The 22,944-nt window shown below is 72.2% G+C and carries 21 protein-coding genes; 20 read left to right on the top strand and 1 reads right to left on the bottom strand.

The window, feature by feature from the left end; all coding sequences use genetic code 11:
- The first annotated feature begins 63 nt into the window (after positions 1 to 63).
- The 19 genes from dacB to Q8791_RS03320 all read left to right on the top strand — a co-directional run bounded on the left by dacB (position 64) and on the right by Q8791_RS03320 (position 19,798).
- Positions 64 to 1,434: a D-alanyl-D-alanine carboxypeptidase/D-alanyl-D-alanine endopeptidase gene (gene dacB / locus Q8791_RS03410; RefSeq protein ID WP_330090056.1), complete on the top strand. Its 1,371-nt coding sequence runs from the start codon at positions 64 to 66 to the stop codon at positions 1,432 to 1,434.
- A gap of 140 nt (positions 1,435 to 1,574) precedes the next feature.
- Positions 1,575 to 2,657 carry a zinc-dependent metalloprotease gene (locus tag Q8791_RS03405; protein WP_330090150.1) on the top strand — a complete coding sequence of 361 codons (1,083 nt, stop codon included), beginning with the start codon at positions 1,575 to 1,577 and terminating at the stop codon, positions 2,655 to 2,657.
- Entirely contained in the window at positions 2,654 to 3,670 is a 1,017-nt protein-coding gene (tilS, locus tag Q8791_RS03400; RefSeq protein ID WP_330090055.1) for a tRNA lysidine(34) synthetase TilS, read from the top strand. The genes Q8791_RS03405 and tilS overlap by 4 nt, the downstream gene beginning before the upstream one ends.
- Positions 3,671 to 3,815: 145 nt before the next feature.
- Entirely contained in the window at positions 3,816 to 4,370 is a 555-nt protein-coding gene (gene hpt / locus Q8791_RS03395; protein WP_330090054.1) for a hypoxanthine phosphoribosyltransferase, read from the top strand.
- Positions 4,371 to 4,631: 261 nt separating this feature from the next.
- The gene (ftsH, locus tag Q8791_RS03390; protein WP_330090053.1) at positions 4,632 to 6,638 is read left to right on the top strand and encodes an ATP-dependent zinc metalloprotease FtsH; all 2,007 of its coding nucleotides are present in this window, start codon (positions 4,632 to 4,634) and stop codon (positions 6,636 to 6,638) included.
- Positions 6,635 to 7,234, top strand: a complete 600-nt coding sequence (gene folE / locus Q8791_RS03385) for a GTP cyclohydrolase I FolE (protein WP_330090052.1) — start codon at positions 6,635 to 6,637, stop codon at positions 7,232 to 7,234. The genes ftsH and folE overlap by 4 nt, the downstream gene beginning before the upstream one ends.
- A 106-nt stretch (positions 7,235 to 7,340) precedes the next feature.
- Positions 7,341 to 8,246, top strand: a complete 906-nt coding sequence (gene folP / locus Q8791_RS03380; protein WP_456238143.1) for a dihydropteroate synthase — start codon at positions 7,341 to 7,343, stop codon at positions 8,244 to 8,246.
- The gene (locus tag Q8791_RS03375) at positions 8,243 to 8,686 is read left to right on the top strand and encodes a nuclear transport factor 2 family protein (RefSeq protein ID WP_330090050.1); all 444 of its coding nucleotides are present in this window, start codon (positions 8,243 to 8,245) and stop codon (positions 8,684 to 8,686) included. The genes folP and Q8791_RS03375 overlap by 4 nt, the downstream gene beginning before the upstream one ends.
- On the top strand, positions 8,683 to 9,102 hold the full coding sequence (gene folB / locus Q8791_RS03370) for a dihydroneopterin aldolase (protein WP_330090049.1): 420 nt from the start codon (positions 8,683 to 8,685) through the stop codon (positions 9,100 to 9,102). Before Q8791_RS03375 ends, folB begins: the two co-directional genes overlap by 4 nt.
- Positions 9,099 to 9,638 (top strand): 2-amino-4-hydroxy-6-hydroxymethyldihydropteridine diphosphokinase, encoded by a 540-nt coding sequence (folK, locus tag Q8791_RS03365; RefSeq protein ID WP_330090048.1) that lies wholly within the window; start codon positions 9,099 to 9,101, stop codon positions 9,636 to 9,638. The genes folB and folK overlap by 4 nt, the downstream gene beginning before the upstream one ends.
- Positions 9,638 to 10,123: a DUF3180 domain-containing protein gene (locus Q8791_RS03360; RefSeq protein ID WP_330090047.1), complete on the top strand. Its 486-nt coding sequence runs from the start codon at positions 9,638 to 9,640 to the stop codon at positions 10,121 to 10,123. Before folK ends, Q8791_RS03360 begins: the two co-directional genes overlap by 1 nt.
- 252 nt (positions 10,124 to 10,375) lie before the next feature.
- The gene (locus Q8791_RS03355; protein WP_330090149.1) at positions 10,376 to 10,822 is read left to right on the top strand and encodes a PH domain-containing protein; all 447 of its coding nucleotides are present in this window, start codon (positions 10,376 to 10,378) and stop codon (positions 10,820 to 10,822) included.
- Positions 10,823 to 11,416: 594 nt separating this feature from the next.
- Positions 11,417 to 12,925 carry a PH domain-containing protein gene (locus tag Q8791_RS03350; RefSeq protein WP_330090046.1) on the top strand — a complete coding sequence of 503 codons (1,509 nt, stop codon included), beginning with the start codon at positions 11,417 to 11,419 and terminating at the stop codon, positions 12,923 to 12,925.
- Positions 12,926 to 13,168: 243 nt separating this feature from the next.
- Positions 13,169 to 13,408, top strand: a complete 240-nt coding sequence (locus tag Q8791_RS03345; RefSeq protein ID WP_330090045.1) for a chaplin family protein — start codon at positions 13,169 to 13,171, stop codon at positions 13,406 to 13,408.
- A gap of 577 nt (positions 13,409 to 13,985) precedes the next feature.
- Positions 13,986 to 14,228 (top strand): hypothetical protein, encoded by a 243-nt coding sequence (locus tag Q8791_RS03340; RefSeq protein ID WP_330090044.1) that lies wholly within the window; start codon positions 13,986 to 13,988, stop codon positions 14,226 to 14,228.
- Positions 14,229 to 14,403: 175 nt separating this feature from the next.
- Positions 14,404 to 15,288 carry a Rossmann-like and DUF2520 domain-containing protein gene (locus Q8791_RS03335; protein ID WP_330090043.1) on the top strand — a complete coding sequence of 295 codons (885 nt, stop codon included), beginning with the start codon at positions 14,404 to 14,406 and terminating at the stop codon, positions 15,286 to 15,288.
- 82 nt (positions 15,289 to 15,370) lie between these two features.
- The gene (gene panC, locus Q8791_RS03330) at positions 15,371 to 16,249 is read left to right on the top strand and encodes a pantoate--beta-alanine ligase (RefSeq protein ID WP_330090042.1); all 879 of its coding nucleotides are present in this window, start codon (positions 15,371 to 15,373) and stop codon (positions 16,247 to 16,249) included.
- A 70-nt stretch (positions 16,250 to 16,319) separates the two neighbouring features.
- Positions 16,320 to 18,950, top strand: a complete 2,631-nt coding sequence (locus Q8791_RS03325) for an L-aspartate oxidase (protein ID WP_330090041.1) — start codon at positions 16,320 to 16,322, stop codon at positions 18,948 to 18,950.
- Between the two features lie 65 nt (positions 18,951 to 19,015).
- Positions 19,016 to 19,798: a type III pantothenate kinase gene (locus Q8791_RS03320; protein ID WP_330090148.1), complete on the top strand. Its 783-nt coding sequence runs from the start codon at positions 19,016 to 19,018 to the stop codon at positions 19,796 to 19,798.
- 104 nt (positions 19,799 to 19,902) lie between these two features.
- On the opposite strand, the gene Q8791_RS03315 is transcribed toward Q8791_RS03320, so the two are convergent.
- Positions 19,903 to 20,859, bottom strand: a complete 957-nt coding sequence (locus tag Q8791_RS03315) for a cation diffusion facilitator family transporter (protein ID WP_330090040.1) — start codon at positions 20,857 to 20,859, stop codon at positions 19,903 to 19,905.
- A 181-nt stretch (positions 20,860 to 21,040) separates the two neighbouring features.
- On the opposite strand from Q8791_RS03315, the gene lysX reads away from it, so the two are divergent.
- A complete protein-coding gene (lysX, locus tag Q8791_RS03310) occupies positions 21,041 to 22,543 on the top strand; it encodes a bifunctional lysylphosphatidylglycerol synthetase/lysine--tRNA ligase LysX (RefSeq protein WP_330090039.1) in 1,503 nt (500 codons plus the stop codon).
- The last annotated feature ends 401 nt before the right edge of the window (positions 22,544 to 22,944 follow it).

Genomic DNA, 22,944 nt, shown 5'->3' with positions numbered 1-22,944 from the left:
CCCAATGCGACTAATGTCGCCGTATAACAACAACGTCAGGCCGCGACACCGAAGGAAGGGCAGGTGCCCCGGGTGCGACGGGTACGAGGCGAGGGGTTCCTCGCACTGGCCCTGCTCAACATATTCGTGCTGATTGCCGGGTTCGTCACCCTCGACGTGATCGAGGCACGCCCGCTTCCCGCGGTGCCCAACCCGGTCACGAACGCCGAGGGCGTGGCGGCGGCGGAACCCGCGGCCTCGACTCCGGCGGACCCGGATCGGATCGCGGACATCCTCGATGATCCCATGTCGTCGTCCGGGCTCGAGGAGGGCCTCTCCGGTTTCGTCGTCGACGCGGCGACCGGCGGGACACTCTTCGAGAGGGACGCGGACGCACCCGTGACCCCGGCCTCGACGACGAAGATCGCCACGGCCATCGCCGTCCTGGACACCGTCGGCCCCGACCACGTGTTGCGCACCGAGGCCTACCTCGACACCGCCGAGAACCGGGTGGTGCTGCGCGGAGGGGGCGACACGACCCTGACCGCGACCGCCGACTCCGCAGCTTACCCGCAGGTGGCGACCCTGGAGGAGCTCGCGGCGCGCACCGCTGAGGCACTGGCCGCGGAGGGGGTCGACACCGTCTCCCTGGGCTACGACGACTCGCTGTTCGCCGGGCCGCAGACCCCGCAGGGCTGGAAGCCCAACTACATCCCCGAGGGCAACGCCGCCCCGGTCACCGCCCTGACGCTCGACTCCGGCCTGGTCTCACCCGGCGCCAGCGGTTACGGCTCGCGTACGACGGAGCCGTCCGTACACGCGGCGCGGGCCTTCGCCGAACAGCTGGAGGAGGCGGGCGTCACCGTCGAGGGCGAGCCCTCGGAGGCCACCGCGTCCGGGGAGCCCGTGGCGGTGGTGGAGTCGGCGTCGATGGCCTCCCTGGTGGAGTACATGATGCTGGCCAGCGACAACATCCTGGCCGAGTCCATGGGTCGCATCACCGCGATCGAGACGGGGGAGGAGCACACCTTCTCCGGCGCCACGGCGGCCACCGAGCGGATCATGGCCGACCTGGGCGTCGAAGGCGTCTCCCTGACGGACAACAGCGGCCTCAGCACCGAGAACCGCATCACGCCGCGCGCCCTGGTGGAACTGGTGGAGCTGGTCGCGGGCGGCGAACGCCCCGACCTGAGCGCCGCGGTGACCGGGCTGCCCACGGCCCACGCCACCGGCACCCTGTCCGGGCGCTACGCCGAGGGCTCGTCCGCCCACGACGCGGCGGGACTGGTGCGCGGCAAGACGGGCACGCTCAACGGGGTGGCGACCCTCGCCGGAACGGTCCACGACCGCGAGGGCAACGTGTTCGTGTTCGCCTTCATGGCCAACAACCCGGCTGCGAACGGCTACCAGCTCGACTCGCTGCCCGCGGCGCTCAGCCGCTGCGGCTGTTCCTGACCGCCGTCGCCCGCCGTTCCGGACATCCGGGAAGCGGCGGGCGATTCGGCCGGTCTCAGGGGCATCCCTGGAGCCACCCGGAATTCCGACCCTGATCCCCGTGCCCTCCGCCGCTGCGTGGGTAGGCTGGCGGTGTGACTGTGATCGACTGGGACGTAGCCGTCAACACCGGTGTTCGCCTCGTGCGCCCCGGGCCTCAGGTGGACCTGTCCGACGCACGGCAGGCCGTGGCGCAGTTGCGCGAGCTCTCCGCCGTGGCGGCCGGGCACGTGCGCGACTTCACCGGAATGAACCCCCTCGAACCAACGGGACCCGCGGCCATCGTGGACCGCCCCGGTTGGATCCGAGCCAACGTCGACGGGTTTCGAGTGGTCATCGAACCCGTACTCGAACAAATGGGCGCCGACCGGCTCAACAACAGCCCGGCGGGCAACCTGACCAGCGCGGTCGGTTCCCGGATCACCGGGATGCAGCTGGGCGCGCTGCTCTCCTACCTGGCGGGGAAGGTCCTCGGCCAGTACGAGCTCTTCCTGCCACCGGGCCCCGACGGCACCATGTCGACCGGCCGTCTGACCCTGGTGGCGCCCAACATCGTCAACACCGAACGGGAGATGGGCGTCGACCCCCGGGACTTCCGGCTGTGGGTGTGCCTCCACGAGGAGACCCACCGCATGCAGTTCACGTCCACGCCGTGGCTGCGCGGGTACGTCCAGGACCTCATGCAGGAACTCCTCCTGTCGTCCGACATGAACGCCGGCGACCTCATCGCCCGGCTGCGCGCCGCGGGCGAGGCCGTCGCCGACGCCGTTCGCGGGGGCGGGGAGAGCAGCCTCATCACCGCGATCCAGTCGCCGGAGCAGAGCGAGATCATGGACCGCGTCACCGCGGTGATGAGCCTCGCCGAGGGGCACGGCGACTACGTGATGGACGCCGTCGGGCCCGAGGTGGTGCCGACCGTCGCCACCATCCGCGCCCGCTTCCAGAAGCGGCGAGAGACCTCCAACCCGATCGACCGGATCATGCGCCAGCTGCTGGGCATGGACATGAAGATGCGCCAGTACGAGGAGGGCGCCTCCTTCGTCCGCGCCGTCGTGGCCGAGGTCGGCATGGCCGAGTTCAACAAGGTGTGGACCTCGCCCGAGACGCTCCCCAGCCTGGAGGAGATCCGCAACCCGCACACGTGGGTCAACCGGGTCGTCCGCCCCGCCGCCATCACCGAGTGAGCGGGCCGCCCCCCGCCGTGGCCGCCGTCCGCTCGGCGGTCCGGCGGGTGCTGTCCGCCCTGCCCGCCGACACCACGGCGCTGGTGGCGTGCAGCGGCGGCGCCGACTCCCTGGCGCTGGCCGGGGCGGTGGCCTTCGAGGCGCCGAGGGTCGGCCGGTCCGCGGGGGCGGTCACCGTCGACCACGGGCTCCAGGAGGGGTCGGTCACGCGGGCCGACGCCGTCGCCAAGGCCCTGCGCGGACTCGGGCTCTCCCCGGTCATGGTCAGGGCGGTGGAGGTGGGCGGGTCCGGAGGCCCCGAGGCCGCTGCCCGCCGCGCCCGCTACGAGGCCCTGGACGGCGCGGCCGCGGCGCACGCCCCGGCGGTGGTGCTGCTCGGCCACACCCTCGACGACCAGGCGGAGACGGTCCTGCTGGGGCTGGCACGGGGCTCGGGCGCCAGGTCCCTGGCGGGCATGGCGCCGCGCAACGGCGGCTACCTGCGGCCCCTGCTCGACCTGGACCGCGCCACCGTCCGCGGGGCCTGCCACCTGATGGGCCTGGACCCCTGGGAGGACCCCCACAACCTGGACCCCCGCTTCGCCCGGGCACGGGTGCGCCACGACGCGCTGCCCGCCCTGGAGAGGACGCTGGGTCCGGGGATCGCCGCGGCACTCGCCCGCACGGCGACCATGCTGAGGTCCGACGCCGACACCCTGGACTCCTTCGCCGACGCGCTGTACGCGCAGGCGGCCGGGGCGTCCCCGCCGGGCCTGCCGCCCCTGGAGGCTGCCGCCGCGACCGCCGGTCCTGAGCTCGCGGTGGCGCCCCTGGAGACGGCCCCCGACGCCCTGCGCACCCGGGTGCTGCGCCGGGCCGCCCTGGCGGCGGGCTGCTCCCCGAGCGCGCTGACCGCCCGTCACGTGCGCGAACTGGACCGGCTGGTCGTCGAGTGGCACGGGCAGGCCCACATCGACCTTCCCGGCGGTGTCCGGGGCCGACGCGCCGCGGACCGAATCCGGTTCGAACGCTGAGCTCCGGGCCCTGCGCCTGTCCGGCATGTCCGACCTGCGCGGACGCCTCCGGGGTCTGCGGACCGGCGCTGGATGGCCGTACCCCTGTTCGGCACGTTTATCCTGGTTGCCGCAAACGGGGAACCCAGCAGCGAGGACAGTGAGCGTGGACGCTAAGGACATGGGCCAGGACCTGGAGAAGGTCCTGGTCACCGAGGAAGAGATCAACGCGCGCCTGGTGGAGCTCGGTGCGCGGATCGACGCGGACTACGCGGGCAGGGACCTGCTGATCGTCGGTGTGCTCAAGGGTGCGGTCATGGTGATGGCCGACCTGGCCCGGGTGCTGCACAGCCCCGTCTCCATGGACTGGATGGCGGTGTCCTCCTACGGTGCGGGGACGACCTCGTCCGGGGTCGTGCGCATCCTCAAGGACCTGGAGACCGACATCAAGGACCGCGACGTCCTGATCGTCGAGGACGTCATCGACTCGGGCCTGACGCTCTCCTGGCTGGTGGGGAACCTCAAGTCGCGCGGGCCCAGCTCGGTGGAGGTCTGCACGATGGTCCGCAAGCCGCTGGCCTTCGACGTCGACCTCGACGTCAAGTACATCGGTTTCGACCTGCCCAACGAGTTCATCGTCGGCTACGGCCTCGACTACGCCGAGAAGTACCGGAACCTGCCGTTCATCGGCACTCTCGCCCCGCACGTCTACGAGGGATAGTCCCGGGGGCGCCGCCGCGCGGGCTCCGCGCGGCGGTGGTGGGAACGCTCACGGGAACAACCGAGCAGGGTGCCGTCGTTGCGTTCATGACGACCCCGTGTCCTCTTCCCGAGCGGTGCACCCGCCCGGTGGGGTGCGGTGTACCGTCGAAAGTCCCGGCGATTTCGCGGGGAGCCATGTGTCCGTTTGGTCCTGCTTCGGATAGTCCTCTGGGGCGGGCGGCCTGGTCAGGAGGGACGGACCCGACAGGGTTCCGCTCACATGAATCTGAAGCGTTTTTTCCGAGGCCCGTGGATCTGGGTCCTGGCCGTCGGCCTCATGCTCATCATCGGTTTCCGCGTCTTCGACGTCGGTGGCGGACCACAGCCCACGGAGACCGACACCTCGACCGTCTACCAGCTCATCGAGCGTGACGAGGTCGACAACGCCGAGATCGTCGACCGCGACCAGCGCATCGTGCTGACCACGACCGACGACGAGATCTACGAGGCGTACTGGGTCGAGGGGCAGGGCCTCCAACTGGCGGACATGCTCCAGGAGTCCCTGGAGACCGAGGGCAGCAACCTCGAATCCTACGAGGTCACGGTCGCCACCACCTCCGTGTGGACCACCGCGCTGTTCAGCCTGCTGCCGCTGATCATCATCATCGTCATCTTCTGGTTCATCTTCAGCCAGATGCAGGGCGGCGGCTCCCGGGTCATGAACTTCGGCAAGTCCAAGGCCAAGCTCATCACCAAGGACACGCCCAAGAACACCTTCGAGGACGTCGCCGGCGCGGACGAGGCCATCGAGGAGCTCCACGAGATCAAGGAGTTCCTCCAGAACCCGGCCAAGTTCCAGGCGATGGGCGCCAAGATCCCCAAGGGCGTGCTGCTGTTCGGCCCGCCCGGAACCGGTAAGACCCTGCTGGCCCGCGCCGTCGCCGGCGAGGCCGGGGTCCCGTTCTACTCCATCTCCGGTTCGGACTTCGTGGAGATGTTCGTCGGTGTCGGCGCGTCCCGTGTGCGCGACCTGTTCGAGCAGGCCAAGGCCAACGCGCCCGCCATCATCTTCATCGACGAGATCGACGCCGTCGGCCGCCACCGCGGCGCGGGCATGGGCGGCGGCCACGACGAGCGCGAGCAGACCCTCAACCAGATGCTGGTCGAGATGGACGGCTTCGACGTCAAGGGCGGCGTCATCCTGATCGCCGCCACCAACCGCCCCGACATCCTCGACCCGGCCCTGCTCCGCCCGGGCCGCTTCGACCGGCAGATCGTCGTCGACCGCCCCGACATGGACGGCCGCCGCGACATCCTCAAGGTCCACTCCAAGGGCAAGCCGCTGGCCGACGACGTCGACTTCACCGTCATCGCCCGCCAGACCGCGGGCATGACCGGCGCCGACCTGGCCAACGTCATCAACGAGGGCGCGCTGCTGTCCGCCCGCGCCGACAGCACGGTCATCACCCACGCCGTCCTGGAGGAGGCCATCGAGCGGGTCATGGCCGGTCCGGAGCGCAAGACCCGGGTCATGTCCGACCAGGAGAAGAAGATCATCGCCTACCACGAGGGCGGCCACGCCCTGGTGGGCCACGCGCTGCCCAACTCGGACCCGGTGCACAAGATCACCATCCTGCCGCGCGGCCGTGCCCTCGGGTACACGATGTCGGTGCCGACCGAGGACAAGTTCCTGACGTCGCGCTCGCAGATGATGGACCAGCTCGCCATGATGCTCGGCGGTCGCGCCGCCGAGGAGCTCGTCTTCCACGAGCCCACCACCGGTGCGGGCAACGACATCGACAAGGCCACCAACCTGGCCCGCAACATGGTCACCGAGTACGGCATGAGCGAGCGCCTCGGCGCGCGCAAGTTCGGCTCCGGCAACTCCGAGCCCTTCCTCGGCAGGGAGATGTCGCACGCCCGCGAGTACTCCGAGGAGATCGCCTCCATCATCGACGAGGAGGTCCGCCGCCTCATCGAGTCCGCGCACGACGAGGCCTACGACGTCCTCGTCGAGTACCGGGACGTCCTGGACGACCTGGTGGTGGCGCTGCTGGAGAAGGAGACCCTCACCAAGACCCAGGTGCTGGAGATCTTCGCCCCGGTGACCGAGCGCCCGTCGCGCGGTTCCTACACCGGGTACGGCAAGCGCCAGCCCTCCGAGCGGCCTCCGGTGCGCTCCAAGAAGGAGCTGGCGGTCCTCAACGGGGCGGAGGTGCAGACCCCGTCCAACAACGGACGGCTGCCCGGAACCCCGTCCGCCGGCGCAGAGGGGGACGACGCGTGAGCGGCGCCGACGACCTGCCCCCCAGATCCGTGGACCGTCCGCGCATCGAGCGCGCGGTGCGCGAGATCCTCATCGCGATCGGGGAGGACCCGGACCGCGACGGCCTGGTCAAGACCCCCGAGCGGGTGGCACGCGCCTACGAGGAGCAGTACGCCGGTCTCGGACAGAAGCCGGGTGACGTGCTCACCACGGTGTTCGAGGCCGACCACGAGGAGCTGGTCCTGGTCAAGGACATCGAGCTCTACTCCACGTGCGAGCACCACCTGGTGCCGTTCTACGGGGTCGCGCACGTGGGGTACATCCCGGGCGCCGACGGCCGCATCACGGGCCTGAGCAAGCTCGCCCGCCTGGTGGACGTGTACGCGCGCCGCCCGCAGGTCCAGGAGAGGCTCACCGGCCAGGTCGCGGACGCGATCATGGACCACCTCCAGCCCCGCGGCGTGATCGTCGTGGTCGAGGCCGAGCACCTGTGCATGACCATGCGCGGGGTGCGCAAGCCCGGGGCCAAGACCGTCACCTCCGCGGTGCGGGGGATCTTCCGGAGCAGCGACCGCACGCGCTCCGAGGCGATGAGCCTGATCCTCGACCGCCGCTGAGGGCGGTGCCGCCGCGGGAGCGGCCGGAAGCGACGTCGCAGACACCCTGCCGAGGGGCCGGGGGCACACGCCCCCGGCCCCTCGGCGTACGCGTAGGGTGATCCTTATGGGGCCGAAACACACACTTCCGGGCCTGCCCGACCGAGGGCGGTGCCTGGTCATGGGGGTCGTGAACGTCACCCCCGACTCCTTCTCCGACGGTGGCGCGTGGTTCGATCCCGACAGGGCGATCGAGCACGGACTGCGCCTGGTCGAGGAGGGCGCGGACATCATCGACGTGGGCGGCGAGTCCACCCGCCCCGGGGCGCAGCGCGTCTCCGCCGAGGAGGAGCTGCTCAGGGTCGAGCCGGTCGTGCGCGAACTCGCCTCGCGCGGTGTCGCCGTCAGCGTGGACACCATGCGCGCGGAGGTCGCGGAGCGGTCCGTCGAGGCCGGCGCGGTGCTCGTCAACGACGTCAGCGGGGGCCTGGCCGACCCGGCGATGGCCCGACTTGTGGCCTCTTCCGGCGTTGCCTATGTGTTGATGCACTGGCGTGGGCATAGTCATGACATGCAGAGCCGTGCCGTGTACACGGATGTTGTCCAGGAGGTCCTCGATGAGCTCCGCGACCGTATGGAGGCCATGATCAGTGCAGGTGTCGATCCAGGTCAGATCGTTCTGGACCCGGGTTTGGGATTCTCCAAACGCCCCGAGCAGGCGCACAACTGGGCGCTTCTCCACAACCTCGAACGCTTCCACGAGTTGGGGCGGCCGGTCCTGGTGGCCGGTTCGCGCAAACGCTTCCTGAGCCGGCTGCTCGGCGACGCCAAGGGCGAGGACCGCCCGTTCGCCGAGTGCGACGCCGCCACCGCCGCCGTCACCACCCTGTCCGCGGACCGGGGCGCGTGGGCCGTGCGGGTGCACGACGTGCGTCCCAACGCCGACGCCGTGCGCGTCGCCGCCGCCTGGGCCGACGGGGGCGCCCGCCTGGACGAGGGACGTGCGGAGTCGGTGGACCGGGGCGGCCGGTGAAGTCCCGCCAGGAGGTCATGGAGCGCGTGGCCGAGGCCAACGCGCAGTTCTACAGTGCCATCGAGAACGGCGACATCGACCTGATGCGCAGCGTCTGGGCGGAGGAGCACGAGGCGCCCGACCTGGTGTGCGTCAACCCCGGCTGGCCGCTGCTGCGAGGGCGGACCGAGATCATGAGGGCCTGGTCCCTGATCATGGCCAACGTGACGTACATCCAGTACGTGCTCACCGAGACCCACATCGGGGTGGGCGGCGACATCGCCATGGTGACGTGCGAGGAGAACGTGCTCACCGCCGAGGACGGCAGCCCGGGGTTCGTCGCCGGGGGCCAGGTGGTGACCACCAACCTGTTCGTGGACACGGAGCAGGGGTGGCGGCTGTGGTCGCACCACGCCTCCCCCGTGCTCATGGAGGACGACGACGAGGAGGCCGAGGAGTGACGCGGGACCGCATCGCCCTCCGCGGCCTCCGCGCCCGCGGCCACCACGGGGTGTTCGAGTTCGAGCGCCGCGAGGGGCAGGACTTCGTGGTCGACGCCGTGCTCCACCTGGACACCGCGGCGGCGGCGGCCTCGGACGACGTCGGCGACACCGTCCACTACGGGCTGCTCGCCGACCGCCTGGTCGCGGTCGTGACCGGCGAGCCGGTCAACCTGATCGAGACGCTCGCGGAGCGCCTGGTCCGCGAGTGCCTGTCCGAGCCGCTGGTGGGCCGGGCCGAGGTGACGGTGCACAAGCCGTCCGCGCCCATCGAGCACGAGTTCGCGGACGTGGCGGTCACCGTGGTCAGGGACCGTGCGGGCGCCGGGACCCCCGGGTCCCCGGACGCCCCCGACGGACGGGGGACGCCGACGTGACCCGTGCCGTGCTCTCCCTGGGGTCCAACCTCGGGGACCGGATGGCGACCCTCCAGGGCGCGGTGGACACGCTGCTGGGCGGGGAGGGCGCACCGGTACCGGTCGCGGTCTCCGCCGTCTACGAGACCGCGCCGGTGGGCGGCCCCGAGCAGGGGGCGTTCCTCAACGCGGTCGTCGTCGTGGACACCGCCGACACGCCCGGGGAGCTGTTGGACCGCGCCCAGGGCGCCGAACGGGCCTTCGACCGGGTCCGCGAGGTCCGGTGGGGTCCGCGCACCCTGGACGTGGACGTCGTCTCGTACGGCGACGTGCGTGACGACGACCCTGTCCTGACCCTGCCGCACCCGCGCGCGCACCTGAGGGCCTTCGTCCTGAGGCCGTGGCTGGACGCCGACCCCGCCGCGGAACTGCCGGGACGCGGCCCTGTCGCCGATCTCCTGGCGGCGGTCGTGGCGGAGGACACCGGCGGCGAGCAGGAACTCCACCTGCGGGAGGACCTGCGACTGCGGCTGCCGGGCGAGGGGGCGGTCCCCTGATGTCCGAGGACGAGGAGGGGCGGATCCGACCCACCGGGTGGCGGGTCCCGGCTCTGCTGGTGGTGCTCGGGGCCCTCCTGGGCATCCTGCTCACCAACGCCCTGCCGGCCCTGCCCATCCTGCCGTGGTCGGCGATCCCGACCCTTCTGCTGCTCGCGCTGGCGGAGGGGTTCACGGCGGGGCGGACGCGCAGGCGCATCCGGCACGCGCCCGGTACCGAGCCGATCCAGCCGCTCAGCGCGGCCCGCCTGGTCGCCCTGGCCAAGGCGAGCGCCCTGTTCGCGTCCCTGGCGCTGGGCTTCTTCGCGGGCATGGCGCTCGCGGTGTCGGACATGCTGGTGCTGCCCACCCAGCGGGAGGTGTTCCTGACCGCGCTGGTCACGGCACTGGCCGCGGGGCTGCTGCTGGCCGCCGCCCTCTACCTGGAGTACGCCTGCCGGGTCCCGGAGGACGACGACCGCGACGAGCCCCCGACCGCTCGGTAACGGCAGGAGCGCCGGGGCCGGATCCCGGGAGCGGGCACACGCACGCTCCGGGATCCGCCCCGACCGGCCGGATGCCGCGCCGAGCCGCTCCGGCGGGGGCTTGCCCGCTGATGGTTGACTGGCTCCGTGGAGACCAGTGACCCGACACCGCAGCCGACGCCGCCGAACCCGACCGGGCAGGCCGGGACAGCCCGGCCCGTCCGGCCGATCGACGCGGCGTTCGCCCCGCCCGCGAACACCTCCTGGAGCCGTGTGGCACCCGCCCTGGGCTGGTACCGCAGGATCGTGGTGGGCGCGGTGTGCCTGGTCGCGGGGGTCGCGGGCGCCGCCCTGCTGTTCCTGTGGGCGCCCTGGCCGTGGGCCGCGGCCTGGCTGGCGGCGGCCCTGGCGGCCTTCGGCGGGGGCTGGCTCCTGGCGGGGCGGTTCCGCGGATCGTGGGGGTACGCGGAGGCCGAGGAGGAGCTGTACCTGACCTACGGGGTGTTCGTCCGCCAGCTGGTGGTCGTCCCCTACGGCCGGATGCAGGTCGTCGACGTCACCGCCGACCTGCTGGAACAGGCCCTGGGGATCGCGACCGTGCGGGTGCGCACCGCGGCGAGCACCGCCGACACCCGCGTGGTCGGACTCCCACTGGCCGAGGCCGTCCAGTTGCGCGACCGCCTGGCGGCGCGCAGCGAGAGCTTCTCGACGGGGTTGTAAGTGCACGGATCATCTCAGCCGCCCCAGGAGCCGCAGCGTCCGCAGGGGGAACCGCCCTCCGGGGACGCCACCGCGCGGAACGACCCACCGCCTTCGGAGGACGGACAGCCGGAACCCGGATGGGCTCCGCCCGGCGGGGGGCCGCGCCACGGCCCGGAGGGCCCGGCGCCACGGCCCCCCGGTCCGTCCGCCGCGCCGTGGCCCGGCCCGCAGGAGCCCGCCGGCCGCGACCCCGCCACGCCCCCGCACGCCCCGCAGTCGCCGCAGGGACACCAGGATCCCCGTGGCCGAACCGGCCCCGGCCCGCAGGACCCGCGGGCCCCACAGCCCGCCTACGGCCCCGCCGGGAACACCGGCCCGGCCCCGCAGTGGCCCGGCGGCGGCCCGGTCCCCCGCCCCGGACCGCAGGGCCCCGGAACCGCGCAGGGCCCTTGGGCGGCCCCCCGGCCCGGCCAGGGCGGTCCACCGGGGCAGTACGGGCCCGGCGGACACGCGGTACCCGGGCAGCCGGGGCCGTACGGCGCGCCGCCGTCCCACGGGGCCTGGTCCGCCCCCGGGTACCCGCCGCCCGGCCCCCACCCGCAGGCGCCGACCATGCTGCCCCCCTCCGTCGCGTGGCGACCGCAGCCGGTCCCGCGACGCGGTCCCGACGACGACGTCACCACGGGTGTGTTCCGTTCGCACTGGATGGTCATCCCGCTCCAGGTCATCGCCGTCGCCCTGGTGTTCGTGGCACTGGTCGGGCCGATCCTCACCACGTTCGGCTTCGGCTGGGTGGTGATGATGACGGTGGCCGTCGTGTTCGGCTCCCTCGCCTACGCCCTGCCCTCCTGGTGGTACGGCACCTTCGGCCTGCGCGACGACCACCTGGTGGTCCACAGCGGTCTCGTGATGCGCACCTCCCGCGAGATCCCGCTCAGCCGACTCCAGGCGGTGGACGTCGTCCAGCCCCTGCTCATGCAGGTGTTCGGCATGGCCGAGCTGCGCATCGAACTCGCGGGCGGCGACAGGAGCGCCATCCGGCTGCGCTGCCTGCGCAGGAGCCTGGCCGACCGGATGCGCGCGGCGGTCCTCGCCCACGCGGCCGGGCTGCCGGGCCGTTCGCCCGAGGCGCCCGAGTGGCCGTTCTACCGCCTGCCGTTCCTGCTGCTGCTCGGCGCACTGACCTTCCGGGTGCCGATCCTGCTGTCGTTCGTCCTGCTGCTCATGCTGGCCACCGCCGGCGCGGTCTTCGCGGAGCCCGGGGTGGCGGGCGCGCTCGTCCCGCTCACCCTGGGGCTGCTCCGCTACTTCTGGGGACCCCTGGCCCGCTACACGGACTACTACGCCTCGCTGTCCTCCGACGGGCTGCGGCTGCGCTACGGCATGTTCCAGCGGCGCATGCAGACGGTTCCGCCGGGTCGGGTGCAGGCGGTGCGCGTCGTGGAGCCGCTGCTCTGGCGCGCGCTGGGCGTGGCGCGGGTGGAGGCGAACGTCGCGGGCTACGCGGGCACGCGTCAGGGCGACTCGGCCACCCTGCTCCCGGTGGCTCCGCGCCGGAGGGCCTACGCGCTGGTCAACGAGCTGTTCCCGGAGAGCGAGGCCGCGCACGTGCCGTTGGTGCCGAACCGGAGCTGGACACCGGGGATGGTCGGCGTGGACCAGCGCCTGTTCGTCAGCACCAAGGGCCTGTTCTGCCTGGTGACGGAGATCGTCCCGGTGGAAAGGGTCCAGGCGCTGCGCCTGGCGGCGGGTCCGCTGGCCCGGTTCACCGGACTCGTCTCGGTGGACGTCGAGACGCCCCCGGGACCGGTCCGGGCGCACGCGTCCGCCCGGGAGGCGGGGGAGGGGCGCGGTCTCGTGGACGCGCTGGCCGCGTACAGCCGCCGGGCACGGGTGCCGTCGGCGGGGACGGAGCGCTGGGCGACCCGTTCGACCCTTCCCCGACGACAGGATGCCGAGGACCACGGGGAGCCCGGGGACGGAGCGGGGGAGGAGCACCCCGCCGCCCGACCGGAGTTCGGGAATCCCGGAGCGGAGGGCTCGGCATCGGAGACGTCCGCGGTGTCAGGGGTTTCGGATGGGGGCGGGGCCGAGGAGGCTCGTGACACCCCCGAACGTTGATGTGTCGTGCGTCACAAAATGAGCCCCAAGTGGTTCCACTTGTGGGCTACATGTCGGACATGGATGATCACTAAAGGTGATATCTCCAGCTCGGGGTCATGAAACACTTTCGAATTCCGGCCACGCGGAGTGGTTGAGTATGGCTAAATAGTGACTGAACACGGCGAGTGTTCAGTGTCATACACATAGTCAACGTTATCGACCGGTTGGCGCCCCCGCTGACCGATCCGACGGGAGAAATACATGCTGAAGAAGGCTTTCGCCGCCAGTGCCATCGTCGCCGCTGCTGCCGGCGTCCTGTTCACCGGTGCCCCGGCCATGGCGAACAGCAACGTCTTCACCTCTGGCAACGGCTCGATCCTGGGCGGTAACCAGCTCGTCGCGGACCTCGACGTGCCGATCAACGTCTGCGGCAACGCGATCTCCATCCTGGGCGTGGCCGGCGCCAACTGCACCGACTCCGGCGCGACGGTCAAGAACTAGTACCGCGACACACGCGGTACCGGCAGGACGGATCGACCCGGCCCGACCGGGCGGGGGTGTCCAGTCGGAGACGTCCCGACTGCACCGACCCGGCCAGGGCCCGCGAGCTTTCCGCGCGAGGCGCCATCCCGTGACGACGGGATGGCGCCTTCCTCGTGTCCGCGGTCCCCCTCCGCGCCGCCCGAGACCGCTCTCCGAGACGCCCGGTGTCCGCTCCCGGGTCTCAGCGGAGGGCCTCCGTGCCTTCGCGCCTCCTCACCTCTCCGCCGGGCTCCCCTCCCCCGCGCCTCCCCGCCCCGGAAGGGGTCGGCCGCAACCCCCGTTGGTGTGCGCCTGGAAACCCGGGCGGCGGTGACGCTGCGCGCACGCCCCTCTCCCGGGTCCGGAGCCTTTGCCCCGATCGACCCCGAGACGCTCGGCTACGCAGAGTCGGAGTGTTCGTGTTTTTCGTGATCACTCCTGCTCAATGCGGGTGATCCGGGTTCCCGCATCGGTAGCTTCGTCTCCAGCACCCCCGGGTGCCACGCACAACCGCGATCCGGTCGGTCCCCCGGCCGGGCACAGAAGGAGACACGTAGTGCTGAAGAAGACGCTTGCCACCAGTGCCGTGGTCCTCGCCTCCGCCGGAATCCTCCTCTCCGCCGGACCGGCTGCGGCGCACGGTGGTACCTGGACCTCCAACTTCGGCTCCGAGTTCAGCGGCAACATCTCCCACATCCACGAGCTGGAGAACGAGAACACCGGCTGCGGCAACTCCAACGCCGTTTTCGGCAAGTCCGTCGGCTCCTGCTACAACTCCGGGGTGATCATCCAGAACTGATCCGGCCCCGGGCGGCAGACGGGGAACGTGACGCGTGGGGACGGACACGACGTGGCCGTCCCCACGCCCGTGTCCGGGGGCGGGGCGGCAGGTCACCGGTGCGGGAGGGCTATCGTGTGCACAGGCGTCACGGTGCGCGAGAGCCGGACGCACCGCACCACGAGGGGGCACGCACATGGAGACGACGCAGGGGCGCCCCGCCCGACTGCGGGTCGGCGTCATCGGTCCCGGCCGGGTCGGCTCCGTCCTCGGCCAGGCCCTCGGCCGCGCCGGGCACAAGGTCGTCGCGGCCTCCGCGGTCTCCGAGGCCTCCCGGGAGCGCGTCGCCGAACGCCTGCCCACCGCACGCGTCCTCGAACCGGCACAGGTCGCCGAGGCCAGCGACCTCCTCCTGCTGACCGTCCCCGACGACGCACTGCCCGACATCACCGAGGGGCTCGCCTCCACCGGCGCCGACCTGCGCGGAAAGCTCCTCGTCCACGCCAGCGGAGCGCACGGCTACGGCGTCCTCGCCCCGGCCACCCTGGTCGGCGCCCTCCCGCTCGCCATCCACCCGGCGATGACCTTCACCGGCCGCGACGAGGACATCGACCGCCTCGCCAACTGCGCGTTCGGCGTCACCGCACCGGAGCAGCTGCGCCCCATCGCCGAGGCGCTCGTCGTCGAGATGGGCGCCGAACCCGTGTGGATCGAGGAGGAGAAGCGCACCCTCTACCACGCGGCCCTCGCCGGGGGCGCGAACCACCTCGTCACCCTCGTCGCGGACAGCGCCTCCCTGCTCTCCGCCGCCGGGGTCCCCGAGCCCGGCCGCATGCTCGCCCCCATGCTCAGCGCCGCCCTCGACAACGCCCTCCGGCTGGGCATCCACGGCCTCAGCGGCCCCGTCCTGCGCGGCGACGCCGGAACCGTCGCCGGGCACATCGAGCAGCTGCGCGAGAACGCCCCCGAGAGCGTCGCCAGCTACGTCGAACTGGCCAGGCTGACCGCCGACCGCGCCATCAACGCCGGGATGCTCAAGCCCGAGGACGCCGTGCGCCTGCTCGACGTCCTCCGCCGCTGACGACCCGCCCCCACGCCGCGCCCGGTGCGCGTCCGGCCGCCGCGTCGCGCGTGCCGCAGAACTCCACCACGGGAAACAACCGATGACCGAACCCACACCGCAGTCCGCGACCACCGGCGGCCCCCTCGTCGCGCGCACGCCCGAGGAGTTGCGCCGCGCCCTCACCGGTGCCGGGCGCGTCGCCCTCGTCCCCACCATGGGCGCCCTCCACGGCGGTCACCGCACCCTCATGCGGTTGGCGGGGGAGCGCGCCGACACGGTCGTCGTCAGCGTCTTCGTGAACCCCCTCCAGTTCGGGCCCGACGAGGACTTCGACCGCTACCCGCGCGACCTGGCCGCCGACACCGCGGTCTGCGCCGAGGAGGGTGTGGACGTCGTCTTCGCCCCCGCCGTCGAGACCATGTACCCGACAGCGCAGATGGTCACGGTCGACGCCGGCCCCATGGGCGAACGCCTGGAGGGCGCCTCCCGCCCCGGGCACTTCACCGGGGTGCTCACCGTCGTCGCCAAGCTCCTCAACCTCGTCCGCCCCGGCACGGCGGTCTTCGGGGAAAAGGACGCCCAGCAGATCGCCCTGGTCCGGCGCATGGTCGCCGACCTCGACATGCCCGTGGAGATCGTCGGGGCCCCCATCCTCCGCGACCCCGACGGGCTCGCCTCCTCCAGCCGCAACGTCTACCTGTCCGACGCCGAGCGGCGCAGCGCGCTGGCGCTGTCGCGCGCCCTGCGCGCCGGCCGGGCCGCCGCCTCCGGCGGGCCGGACGCCGTCCGCGCCGCCGCCCGCGCCGTCCTGGACGAGGCGGCCGGCGCGACACCCCCCGTCGACCTCGACTACCTGGCCCTGGTCGACGCCCGCACCTTCGACGAGGTCGCGTCCGGCCACCGGGGGGACGCGGTCCTGGCCGTCGCCGCCCGCGTGGGCGCCACCCGGCTCATCGACAACGTGTCGGTCCCCCTGTGACCGCGTCACCGGCCCGCGTGCCGGTTCACCACCGCCCCGCGGGGGCGGCCCCTCGCGAAAGAGACCCCAGATGAGTAGACCCGCACAGACCAGGATCGACGCACCGGAGCCCGGGTGGACCGTCGCGGCGGACGTCGCGGTCGTCGGTTCGGGCATCGCGGGGCTGAGCACCGCGCTGCGCTACGTCCAGAGGAGCGAGCGCGGCCGGGTCGTGCTCGTCACCAAGGACCGGCTGTCCACCGGCTCCACCGCCTACGCCCAGGGCGGGATCGCCGCGGCCGTCGCGCCCGGCGACGACCCCGTCGCGCACATGGTCGACACCCACCTGGCGGGGGGCGGCCTGTCCGACCCCCACGCCGTCCACGTCCTGGCCACCGAGGGCCCCGACGCCCTCCGCTGGCTCATCGGCCTCGGCGCCGAGTTCGACCGCTCCGAGGACGGAGCCCTCGCCCTCACCCGCGAGGGCGGTCACCGCGCGGACCGGATCGCGCATGCGGGCGGCGACGCCACGGGCGCCGAGATCCAGCGCGCGCTCGTCGCCGCCGTCCTCGCCGAGGAGCGGATCGAGGTCGTCGAGCACGCCCTCGCCCTCGACACCCTCCACGACCCCGTCACCGGTGCGGTCAGCGGCGCGACCCTGCACGTCATGGGCGAGGGCGCGCGCGACGGGGTCGGCGCGGTCGTCGCCCCGGCGGTGGTCCTGGCCACCGGCGGGATCGGGCAGATCTTCGCTGCCACCACCAACCCGCCCGTCTCCACCGGGGACGGCCTCGCCCTCGCCGCCAGGGCCGGGGCCCGGATGCGCGACCTGGAGTTCATCCAGTTCCACCCCACCGTGCTCTGGCTCGGGGCCGAGTCGCGCGGTCGCCAGCCCCTCGTGTCCGAGGCCCTGCGCGGCGAGGGCGCCTACCTGGTGGACGCCGACGGCGCACGCATCATGGAGGGCGTGCACGAGCTCGCCGACCTCGCCCCCCGCGACGTGGTCGCCCGCACCATCGCCCGCACGATGGCCGAGCAGGGCGTGGACCACGTGTACCTGGAGACCCGCCACTTCGGTGCGGCCACCTGGGAGAAGCGGTTCCCCACCATCCTGGCCTCCTGCCGCGAGAACGGCATCGACCCGCTGACCCGGCCCGTCCCCGTCGCCCCGGCCGCCCACTACGCGTCCGGAGGCGCGGAGGTCGACACCGACGGCCGTACCGGCGTCCCCGGCCTCTGGGCGGTCGGCGAGGTCGCCCGCACCGGCGTCCACGGCGCCAACCGGCTCGCGTCCAACTCCCTGCTGGAGGGCCTGGTCTACGCCGACCGGATCGCCGCCCGCCTGGCGCAGGAGCCCGCGCCCGCACCCGCCGAGGGTGTGACCGTCGGCGCCGCGACCCCGCTCGTCGACCCCTCCACCGCGGCCCGGGTCCGCACGCTCATGTCGCGGTACGCCGGGGTGCTCCGCACCGGTGCGGGCCTCACCGACCTGGTCGCCGAACTCGACGCCCTCGCCCGCCCGGACGCCCCCGTCACCCCCGGCGTGGCCGCCTGGGAGGCCACGAACCTGCTCACCACGGCCCGCCTCGTGGCCGCCGCAGCCCTCTACAGAACCGAGAGCAGAGGCTCTCACCAGCGCGCCGACCATCCCGAGTCCAGACCCGGGCTCAGGATCCGGCCCCTCGTCGTCCGACTGGAAGGGGACACCGCCGTGACCACCACCGAGGAATGGCAGCCCTCCCTGCCGCCCGCGCTCGTGGCCGAGCTCGACGCCATCGCCTTCCCCCTCGCGGTCCTCCCCGCGGACCGGGGCGACGCCCCCGGGTCCGCGCACACCGCTCGCAGCCCGGAGTCCAGGGCCGAGTTCTCCCTCCCCCACACCGCCCCCCACCAGTCCCACGTGGAACTGGTCCGCCGGGCCCTCTCCGAGGACCTCACCGCCGGCCCCGGCATCGACGTCACCAGCGTCGCCACGATCCCCGCCGACCAGGTCCGCACCGCCCACGTGGTGGCCCGCGCCGACGGCACCGTCAGCGGACTCCCGCTCGCCGAACTCGTGTTCTGGCTCGTCGCCGACGGCGCCCTGGAGGTCACGCGCACCGCGCGGGACGGCGACGCGGTCAAGCGGGGAGACGTGCTGATGACCGTCACCGCCCGCACGCGCGACCTGCTCACGGCGGAACGGACCGCGCTCAACCTCCTCACGCACATGTCCGGAATCGCGACCGCGACGCGCACATGGGTGGACGCCCTCGCCGGTACGCGGGCCCGCGTCCGCGACAGCCGCAAGACCCGCCCCGGGATGCGCGCCCTGGAGAAGTACGCGGTGCGCTGCGGCGGCGGCGTCAACCACCGGTACGGCCTCAGCGACGCCGGCCTGGTCAAGGACAACCACGTGGTCGCCGCCGGAAGCGTCGGCGAGGCGGTGCGCGCCATCCGCGCCCGCTTCCCCGACCTGCCCCTGGAGGTCGAGGTCGACCGGATCGACCAGATCGAGGACGCCATCGCCGCCGGAGCGGAGGAGATCCTCCTCGACAACTTCACCGTCGACCAGCTCCGCGCGGCCGTCGCCCAGGTGGGAGGCCGTGCGCGCCTGGAGTCGTCCGGCGGTCTGACCCTCGACGTCGCCGGGGACGTGGCCCGCACCGGGGTCGACTACCTCGCCGTCGGAGCCCTCACCCATTCCAGTCCCGCGCTCGATATCGCTCTCGACCTGTTGTGAGGGTGCCCGTGTGGTGGAAGATTCTCTGAGAACACACCACTTCGACCATGGATGAGGCCCTCAGAATGCTGCTCGCGATCGACGTCGGCAACTCCGAGACGGTCTTCGGTCTCTTCGAATCCGACGAGCTTCTCGAACACTGGAGAGTGGGGACCGACACCCGGCGCACCGCCGACGAGTGGTCGGTGGTGCTGCGCGGGCTCCTCGACGGGACCACCCTCGGCGGGCCGGAGGACATCGACGGCATCGCCCTGTGCTGCTCGGTGCCATCCGTCCAACACGAGATGCGGGACATGTTCCGGCGCCACTTCGGCGACGTCGCCGCCGTCATCGTCGAGCCCGGGGTCAAGACCGGGGTGCCGATCCGGATGGACAACCCCAAGGAGGTGGGCAGCGACCGGATCATCAACGCCCTGGCCGCCAACCACCTCTACGGCGGGCCGGCCGTGGTCGTGGACTTCGGCACCGCGACGACCTTCGACGCGGTGAGCGTCAAGGGCGAGTACGTGGGCGGCGCGATCGCCCCGGGCATCGACATCTCCGTGGACGCCCTGTCCAGGCGCGGCGCCCAGCTGCACATGGTGGAGATCGTCAAGCCGCGCTCCGCCATCGCCAAGAACACCACGGAGGCGCTGCGCTCTGGCATCGTGTTCGGGTTCGCCGGCCAGGTGGACGGGATCGTCGACCGGATGGTCTCCGAGCTCACCGACTCCCCGGACGACGTGACCGTCGTGGCCACCGGGGGACTCGCGTCCACCGTCATCGGCGAGTGCGAGACCGTGGACCTCCACGAGCCGTGGCTCACCCTCATCGGGCTGCGCCTGGTCTTCGAGCGCAACGCGGGCTGATCCGGGGCGGCGCGCGGGCGGCCGGACGCGCCCCGGGCCCCGTGCCCGGGGACGCGTGCGACCGGGGACGGGCGGTGCGGCCAGGGGGCCGCACCGCCGTCGGCTCACCCGGAGGACTCGGCTCCGGGGGAGGCCGGGGACGCGGGCGCGGTGCGGAACAGGTCGGGTTCGATGTAGATCAGGGTGGCGATGGGCACGGACGCGCGGATGCGCTCCTCGGCGTCGTTGATCGCCCGGGTCACCCGGCCCGCGTCGTCCTCGGCGTCCACCGCGACCTTGGCGGCCACCAGCAGCTCCTCGGGGCCCACGTGCAGGGTGCGCATGTGGATGAGTCGGTCGACGTCCTCGACCGACTCGATGGCCTTCCGGATCGCCAGCACGTTCTCGCGCGTGGCGGACTCCCCGACCAGCAGGCTCTTCACCTCGGCGGCGAGCACGATCGCGATGACCACGAGCAGGATGCCGATGGCGGCGGTGCCCAGGCCGTCCCAGAGGCCGTTGCCGGTGATCAGGGTCAGGCTGACGCCGAGCAGGGCGAACACCAGGCCGAGGAGGGCTCCGGCGTCCTCCAGCAGGATCACGGGCAGTTCGGGGGCCTTCGCCCTGCGCACGAACTCGACCCAGCTCGCCTTGCCGCGCACCGCGTTGGACTCCTTGATGGCGGTCCTCATGGCCATCGACTCCAGCCCGATCGCGACCAGCAGCACCGCGACGGGCACCCACTGCCACTCGGTGATGGGCTCCGGGTGGGAGATCTTGTGCCAGGCCTCGTAGAGCGCGAACAGGCCGCCCACGCTGAACAGCACGATCGCGACCACGAACGCGTAGATGTAGCGCTCGCGCCCGTACCCGAAGGGGTGCTCCTCCGTGGCCCCGCGCCGTGCCCGCTTGCCGCCGATGAGCAGCAGGGCCTGGTTGCTGGAGTCGGCCACGGAGTGGATGGACTCCGCCAGCATGGAGGACGATCCCGTCAGTACGTAGGCCACGAACTTCGTGACGGCGATTCCCAGATTCGCACACAGCGCCGTGACGACGGCCTTCGTGCTTCCCTCAACGCTCATTGTCCGGTCTCTCAGTAGGTCCTGATCCAGGGGTGGGGTGCGCGGGTCAAGGCAGCGCAATCCTAGTGATCCGGACCCCCCGGTCCCACCACTGCGGCCGCGCGGCCCGGCCCGGGGATCCGCGTTCCGGCCGGCGCCCGGACGGTCGGCCGGGGCGCGGACCGCCGGTAGGATCGTGCGCGTGACTGACACGCACGACGACACCTACGACGACCTGCCCGAACAGATGCGGGTCCGGCGCCAGAAGCTGGACCGTCTCCGGGAGGAGGGAATCGACCCCTTCCCCGTGACTTTCCCGCGCTCCACGTCGATCGGTGCCGTGCGCGACAAACACCAGGGGTTGGAGCCCGACGCCCACACGGGTGTCGACGTCTCCATCGCCGGTCGCGTGATGCTCTACCGCACCGGTGGCAAGCTCTGCTTCGCGACGCTGCGCGACGAGACCGGCGACGTCCAGATCATGCTGTCCCTGGACAAGGTCGGCCAGGAGCGGCTGGACGCCTGGAAGGCCGACGTCGACCTGGGCGACCATGTCGGCGTGGAGGGCGAGGTCATCACCTCCCGCCGCGGCGAGCTCTCGATCCTGGTGCACTCCTGGACGCTGACCGCCAAGTGCCTGCGCCCGCTCCCGGAGAAGCACAAGGGCCTGACCGACCCCGAGGCCCGGGTGCGGCAGCGGTACGTCGACCTCATCGTCAACCCCGAGTCCCAGCAGATGGTGCGCCGCCGTTCGGCCGCCATCCGGGCGATCCGGGAGGGCCTGAGCCGGCGCGACTTCATCGAGGTCGAGACCCCGATGCTGATGCGTGTGCACGGCGGTGCCACCGCGCGGCCGTTCACCACGCACATCAACGCCTACGACATGGACCTGTACCTGCGCATCGCGCCCGAGCTGTCGCTGAAGCGGCTGGTCGTGGGCGGCCTGGAGAAGGTCTTCGAGGTCAACCGCAACTTCCGGAACGAGGGCGCGGACTCCACGCACAACCCCGAGTTCACGATGCTGGAGTTCTACCAGGCGTACGCCGACTACAACGTCATGGCGGACGTCACCCGCGAACTCGTCCAGGACGCGGCGCGCGCCGTGTTCGGCACGACCGTGGTCGAGCGGGACGGCGAGGCGTACGACCTCGGCGGGGAGTGGCCGCAGATCACCCTGTACGGGGCCGTGTCCGAGGCGCTCGGCGCCGAGGTCGACCCGCGCACCCCCCTGGAGGAGGTCCGCCGACTGGCCGAGGCCAAGGGCGTCGAGTTCAGCCAGGACTGGGGCCAGGGCAAGCTCGTCGAGCACGTCTTCGAGGAACTGGTCGAGCACACGCTCCTCCAGCCGACGTTCGTGCGCGACTTCCCGGTGGAGACCAGCCCGCTCACCCGCCAGCACAGGGAGGACCCGCTGCTCACAGAGAAGTGGGACCTGATCGGGTTCGGCATGGAGCTGGGCACGGGCTACTCGGAGCTGGTGGACCCGGTCGAGCAGCGCGAGAGGCTCACCCGGCAGTCGCTGATGGCGGCCGAGGGAGACCTTGAGGCGATGCAGCTGGACGAGGACTTCCTGCGTGCGCTGGAGTACGGGATGCCGCCGACCGGTGGTGTGGGAGTCGGTATCGACCGCCTGCTCATGGCCTTCACGGGCAAGAACATCCGCGAAACGGTGCTCTTCCCGATCGTGAAGCCCTCGGGGGACTGACCGGGACCCTCCGGCCCGGCGCGGGGGAGGCCGCCCGGACGCGCCCGTGACAGGGCGCCGGAGGGCGCGGATTCCCGCCGTATCCATAGAGGGATGGCCGATAAGGGTCGCACCGGATGTCCGAAAGACAGGACGGGGGTCGGCGCACACAGCGTGCGTCGGCCCTCTTTCTCTACACCCCGCACGGCGCGGACCATGGGACACGGCTCACCGTTCGGACATAGAACGCAAACCTCCAGTCAGACCGTGATGTCCGCGGAGATAGGCCAGAGTTTTTCCCGGGGGCAGAGTGCTCCCTGTAGCCACTCTCTGGTGAAGGTTGTTTACGCAGGTCAATGCAGTTGGGGGTTTTTCTTTTCCCTTTCTCTGTCACGGAAGGGACTTGACTAACTACACATGGT

This window comes from Nocardiopsis codii (assembly GCF_036327455.1).
GTDB lineage: Bacteria > Actinomycetota > Actinomycetes > Streptosporangiales > Streptosporangiaceae > Nocardiopsis > Nocardiopsis codii.
The sequence above is the reverse complement of the archived record's forward strand: the minus strand, read 5'-3'. Positions and strand labels throughout refer to the sequence as shown.